Origin of the sequence: Rhodoferax sp., assembly GCF_018063565.1 — a bacterium.
GTDB lineage: Bacteria > Pseudomonadota > Gammaproteobacteria > Burkholderiales > Burkholderiaceae_C > Rhodoferax.
On record NZ_JAGPBB010000154.1, the window covers coordinates 1 to 4,871 of the forward strand.

A 4,871-nucleotide genomic window follows, 5' to 3' on the forward strand; every position below is an offset into this window, starting at 1 on the left:
TCCGCAAAGGAACCTTGACCACCGCCGAGCGCGAAGTGATCAATCACCACATCGTGGCCACCATCAGAATGCTGGAGCGCCTGCCATGGCCCAAACATCTGAAAAACGTGCCCGAGTTTGCTGGCGGTCATCACGAGCGCATGGACGGCAAAGGCTACCCGAAGGGGCTGTTTCGCGAGCAGATGTCGGTGCAGGCCCGCATCATGGGCATTGCCGACATCTTTGAGGCACTCACCGCCTGCGACCGTCCGTACAAACCCGCCATGAAACTCTCGCAGGCGTTGCGCATCATGGAGCGCATGAAGCAGGACAACCATATCGACCCCGATATTTTTGATGTTTTCGTCCATTCGGGTGTGTACCGCCAGTACGGCGAGCAGTTTCTGGCGGCCGATCAACTTGATGCGGTTGATTTGTCGCCCTAGGCGCGCCAATCGCACGCACCGGATAATGCCCCCATGATTGGGTATTCACACCGTAAAAAACTATTGAATAAGAAGCTATTAGGTCAAATCAGTATTGGGCTGGCGCTGTTTTTTGCAATTGAATCAGCTTGGAGCGGGGCATGAAGCTGCTGGCCATGGATACCAGTACCGAGTGTTTGTCGCTGGCGCTGCAGTGCCAGGGGCAAATGCTGACCCACACCGCTGCAGGCGGGGCTCTGACCTCCACAGAGCTGATCCCGCAATTGCAGCGCCTCATGATGCAGGCATCGCTGTGCTGGGCAGACCTGGACGCGTTGGTGTTTGGCGCCGGGCCGGGGTCCTTCACCGGTTTGCGCAGTGCCTGTGCCGTGGCGCAGGGACTGGGTTTTGGTGCCGACTTGCCTGTGCTGCCGGTCGATACCCTGCTGGCGGTGGCCGAGGAGGCCCGCTGGCAACAGGGTGCGGATGAGCGTTTTCACGTCACCGCGCTGCTGGATGCCCGCATGGATGAGATGTACGCGGCTTGTTACGCTTATGAAAGCGGTACTTGGTTGAAAACAAAGGGCTATAGCCTGATTTCTCCCGACAAACTGGACGATTTCACAGGGCTGGCGGAAGTGCTGCTGGCGGGCAATGTGTTTGGAGTGTACGGGTCACGTCTGCCCGCCCTCCTGAGTCGGCGTATCGCGGCCATGCCAACGGCGCAGGCCATGCTGCGGCTGGCGCCGGCGCTACTGGCGGGTGGCAGTGCCGTGGCGGCAGCGCAGGCACTGCCCACCTACGTGCGTGACAAGGTGGCGCAAACCACGCACGAACGCGCCGCCATCAAGGCTGCCGCCTTGAGCAGCGCCACATGAGCACGGGCTCGGGTGATCCACAGGCCCACTTTGCGCCGCTGCTGATGGCAGACCTCGACGCGGTATTGGCCGTTGAACAGCAGGCCTACGCCCACCCCTGGCAGCGCAATCATTTCTGTGACTGCCTGGCCAGCGGCTACCAGGCACAACGCCTGTTGGCGGGTGATGTTTTGCTGGGCTACTTTGTGGCGATGAAGGGTTTTGAGGAGGTCCATCTGCTCAACATCACGGTCGCACCAGCGTACCAGCGCCAGGGTTGGGCCCAATGGATGCTGGAGGCGCTGACGGTGTGGGCGCGCGGGCAGGGCGCGGACTGGCTGTGGCTGGAGGTGCGTTCGGGTAACAGCCGTGCCATCCAGGTTTACCAGGCCCACGGCTTTCGTTTTGTTGGGCGCCGCAAGCAATATTACCCCGCCAGCGATGGCCAGCGAGAGGACGCGCTGGTGATGAGTTGCCGACTGCGCCCCGACTGAGTCTGTGAGAATCGGTGCATGAGCCTGAATCTGGACCATCGCCAACGTGCCATGCTGGCCGAGATGGGCGTGCCTGTCTGGTGGCCGCACGATGTCGGCACAGCGCCGGGCGAGTCTGAGTTGACGTCGGCGGAGCCGGCACGGCCTCCCGTTGAGGCGCTCAATAGTCCGAGACCGTCACCGCCGGCTCTACCGACTCAGCCAGCACCCAGCGCCTTGCTGCCGCTGCCGGCCGCTATTGACCAAATGGACTGGGGGCAGTTGCAGCAAGGGGTGGCCGGATGTCAGGCATGCCGCATGTGTCTGGGACGCAAGGCACCCGTGTTGCTGCCGCCGCCCGAACATTTGCCATGCGACTGGCTGGTTCTGGGCGATCCACCCGACGATGCGCAGGAGCGCGCCGGGCGACCCTTCGTGGACGAGAGCGGCCGATTGCTGGACAACATGTTGCGTGCTGTTGGCGTGCAGCGTGCCACCCCCGATACCACGCAGGGGGCCAAACCGTCGGTGACGTTGCGCAGTGCCTATCTGAGTTCGGTGCTCAAGTGCCGGCCAGCGTTGCCCAGTGCGCCGGATGAAGCGGCCCTGGCGGCTTGCGCACACTATCTGCGTCGCGAGATTGCGTTGTTGCAACCGCGGGTGATTCTGGCGATGGGGCGTTTTGCGATGCAGGTGGTGCTGCAAGAGGCGCATCCGCAAGGCCTGAAACTGCCACTGGGCAAGTTGCGCGGCACCGTTTGGCGTTATCAGAACGTGCCGGTCGTGGTGACTTACCCACCGGCCTACCTGCTGCGCACTGCCGCCGACAAGGCGCGTGCCTGGCAGGACCTGTGTCTGGCGGCGGACGTGGTGGAAGGGCTGCCGATCCAGGCCTGAGCCGGTTGTGGGGAGCTCAGATGTGGCGCACCGCAGTATGGTCCAGATCGGGGCGCCGGTACGGGTCGATGTGGGTCAGCAGGTGCAACACCCGGTGGTGCTGGATGACCCGCTGCTGGGCGTCTACCGAAATGTCGTGTGCCTGTTCCACGGTCAGTGTGGCCAGTACTTCCAGGTGGACGTCGACCACAATCATGTCACCCATTTTCCGCGTCCGCACATCATGCACACCGCTCACGCCCGGTGTTTCCAGCAGGGTCTGGCGGATTGATTGGACCTCGTGATCGTCGACCGCATGGTCAGTCAGATCGTGTATGGCCGTCCAGCTGAAGGTCCAGCCCATACGGGCCACCATGAAGCCCACAATGGCTGCGGCAATCGGGTCCAGAATCGGATACCCTGCCAGGTTGCCGATGATGCCCAAACCAACCACCAGGGACGACGCCGCGTCCGAGCGCGCATGCCAGGCATTGGCCACCAGCATGCTGCTCTTGACACGTTTGGCCACCACCAGCATGTAGCGAAACAACATTTCTTTGCCGACCAGTGCGATACCCGCCACCCAAAGCGCCGACACATGCACCACGGCGATTGAATCGGGTGCCTGCAGTTTGGTGGCAGCCGACCACAACATGCCGATGCCAACCAGCAACAGCAAGACCCCCAGTGTCAGCGAGGCCAGCGTTTCAAACCGCTGATGTCCGTATGGGTGGTCCTCGTCAGCCGCCTTCTGGCTATGGTGGTTGGCAAACAGCACCACAAAGTCCGCGATCAGGTCAGACAGGGAGTGAATGCCGTCAGCCACCAGTGCCTGTGACTTCGACAGCACACCCACCACAATTTGCACCACGGTCAGGACCACGTTGACCACCACACTGACCCAGGTGCTGCGCGAGGCGGCGCTGGCACGTTCAGTGGCACTGTACGGATGGTGGTCGTGTGGCTCAGAAATGGGGTCGTGCTGCATCAATCAAACAAACGGGATGGCAATGCCGTGCAGTTTATGCGCTTGCGCGCGAACTGGTGCGGATTCATACAATCCAGCCATGAACTTTTCAGAACGATTGCACGCGACTGCGTGCCAAAACCAGTCGATGTTGTGTGTCGGACTCGACCCTGAGCCAAGTCGATTCCCGGCTGGGCACCAGGGCGATATCGGCCGGATTTATGATTTTTGCGCCGCCATCGTCGACGCCACAGCAGACCTGGTGCTGGCTTTCAAACCACAGATCGCCTATTTCGCCGCGCATCGGGCCGAGGCGCAGTTGGAGGCACTGATCGAGCACATCCGGCGTACCGCACCCCAGGTACCGGTGATTCTGGATGCCAAACGTGGCGACATTGGCAGCACCGCCGAACAATACGCACTGGAGGCGTTTGAGCGTTACGGGGCCGACGCGGTGACCTTGTCGCCCTTCATGGGTTTTGACTCGGTGCAGCCCTACCTGAAGCACGCTGGAAAGGGGGTGTTCTTACTGTGTCGCACCTCCAATCCGGGTGGCGATGACTTCCAGTCGCAGCGTCTGGCCAGCGTGGACGGCAGCCCGCGTTTGTTTGAGTACATTGCCGCGCTGGCGCAAAACCAGTGGAACGCCAATGGGCAGATGGGGTTGGTGGTGGGCGCCACCTATCCGGCCGAGATTGCGCGGGTGCGCCAGCTGGCACCCGACCTGCCCTTGCTGATCCCGGGTGTCGGCGCCCAGGGGGGTGACGCGTTGGCCACTGTGCAGGCCGCGATGGCGGACTCGGACACGCCGATCATCGTCAATTCGTCGCGGGCCATCCTGTATGCCTCGTCGGGAGAGGATTTTGCTGAGGCGGCGCGGCGCGAGGCATTGCGTACCCGTGACCTGATGCGTACGGCGCTGGCAGTAGCCAAGGGCGGCACTGTTGATGCGTGAGCACATTTTTTCGGTTCAGGGACTGGTCAAACGCTACGCTGATGCCACAGTGGTCAGTGACATGTCGTTTGACATTGCACCGGGCGAGTGCCTGGGTGTGATCGGCCCCAACGGTGCCGGCAAAACCACCACCATCCGCATGTGTCTGGGCCTGACCGTACCAGATGCCGGCACGGTCAAGGCCTTTGGATTGCAGATGCCGCAGGACGCGCTGGCGATCAAGGCGCAGTTGGGCGTGGTGAGTCAAATGGACACCCTCGACCCGGACTTCAGTTGCGCCGAGAACCTGCTGGTGTATGGGCGCTACTTTGGCCTGAAAGACCGGGAGATCAAGGCGCG

7 protein-coding genes are annotated in these 4,871 nt (G+C 62.0%); 6 read left to right on the forward strand and 1 reads right to left on the reverse strand.

What is annotated here, in order from left to right; genetic code table 11:
* From KBF66_RS18810 to KBF66_RS18825, 4 genes are all read left to right on the forward strand, one after another.
* The coding region (locus tag KBF66_RS18810) for an HD domain-containing phosphohydrolase (protein ID WP_296661174.1) at nt 1-425 on the forward strand (425 nt) is incomplete at its 5' end.
* Nucleotides 426-565: 140 nt separating this feature from the next.
* Nucleotides 566-1,282: a tRNA (adenosine(37)-N6)-threonylcarbamoyltransferase complex dimerization subunit type 1 TsaB gene (tsaB, locus tag KBF66_RS18815; RefSeq protein ID WP_296661177.1), complete on the forward strand. Its 717-nt coding sequence runs from the start codon at nt 566-568 to the stop codon at nt 1,280-1,282.
* Nucleotides 1,279-1,755, forward strand: coding sequence for a ribosomal protein S18-alanine N-acetyltransferase (rimI, locus tag KBF66_RS18820; RefSeq protein WP_296661179.1), 477 nt, complete (start codon nt 1,279-1,281; stop codon nt 1,753-1,755). The genes tsaB and rimI overlap by 4 nt, the downstream gene beginning before the upstream one ends.
* Before the next feature lie 18 nt (nt 1,756-1,773).
* Nucleotides 1,774-2,631, forward strand: a complete 858-nt coding sequence (locus tag KBF66_RS18825) for a uracil-DNA glycosylase (protein WP_296661182.1) — start codon at nt 1,774-1,776, stop codon at nt 2,629-2,631.
* A 16-nt stretch (nt 2,632-2,647) separates the two neighbouring features.
* On the opposite strand, the gene KBF66_RS18830 is transcribed toward KBF66_RS18825, so the two are convergent.
* The gene (locus KBF66_RS18830) at nt 2,648-3,598 is read right to left on the reverse strand and encodes a cation diffusion facilitator family transporter (RefSeq protein ID WP_296661183.1); all 951 of its coding nucleotides are present in this window, start codon (nt 3,596-3,598) and stop codon (nt 2,648-2,650) included.
* Between the two features lie 79 nt (nt 3,599-3,677).
* Between KBF66_RS18830 and pyrF the strand changes: the two genes are divergently transcribed.
* The gene (pyrF, locus tag KBF66_RS18835; RefSeq protein WP_296661186.1) at nt 3,678-4,532 is read left to right on the forward strand and encodes an orotidine-5'-phosphate decarboxylase; all 855 of its coding nucleotides are present in this window, start codon (nt 3,678-3,680) and stop codon (nt 4,530-4,532) included.
* Nucleotides 4,525-4,871: ATP-binding cassette domain-containing protein (locus KBF66_RS18840; RefSeq protein ID WP_296661188.1), on the forward strand; the 347-nt coding region annotated here is incomplete at its 3' end. The genes pyrF and KBF66_RS18840, both read left to right, overlap by 8 nt.

Excerpts from the sequence above, each read along its gene's own strand:
- tsaB (WP_296661177.1), top strand. The coding sequence starts at position 566 with ATGAAGCTGCTGGCCATGGATACCAGTACCGAGTGTTTGTCGCTGGCG.
- rimI (WP_296661179.1), top strand. The coding sequence starts at position 1,279 with ATGAGCACGGGCTCGGGTGATCCACAGGCCCACTTTGCGCCGCTGCTG.
- KBF66_RS18825 (WP_296661182.1), top strand. The coding sequence starts at position 1,774 with ATGAGCCTGAATCTGGACCATCGCCAACGTGCCATGCTGGCCGAGATG.
- KBF66_RS18830 (WP_296661183.1), bottom strand. The coding sequence starts at position 3,598 with ATGCAGCACGACCCCATTTCTGAGCCACACGACCACCATCCGTACAGT.
- pyrF (WP_296661186.1), top strand. The coding sequence starts at position 3,678 with ATGAACTTTTCAGAACGATTGCACGCGACTGCGTGCCAAAACCAGTCG.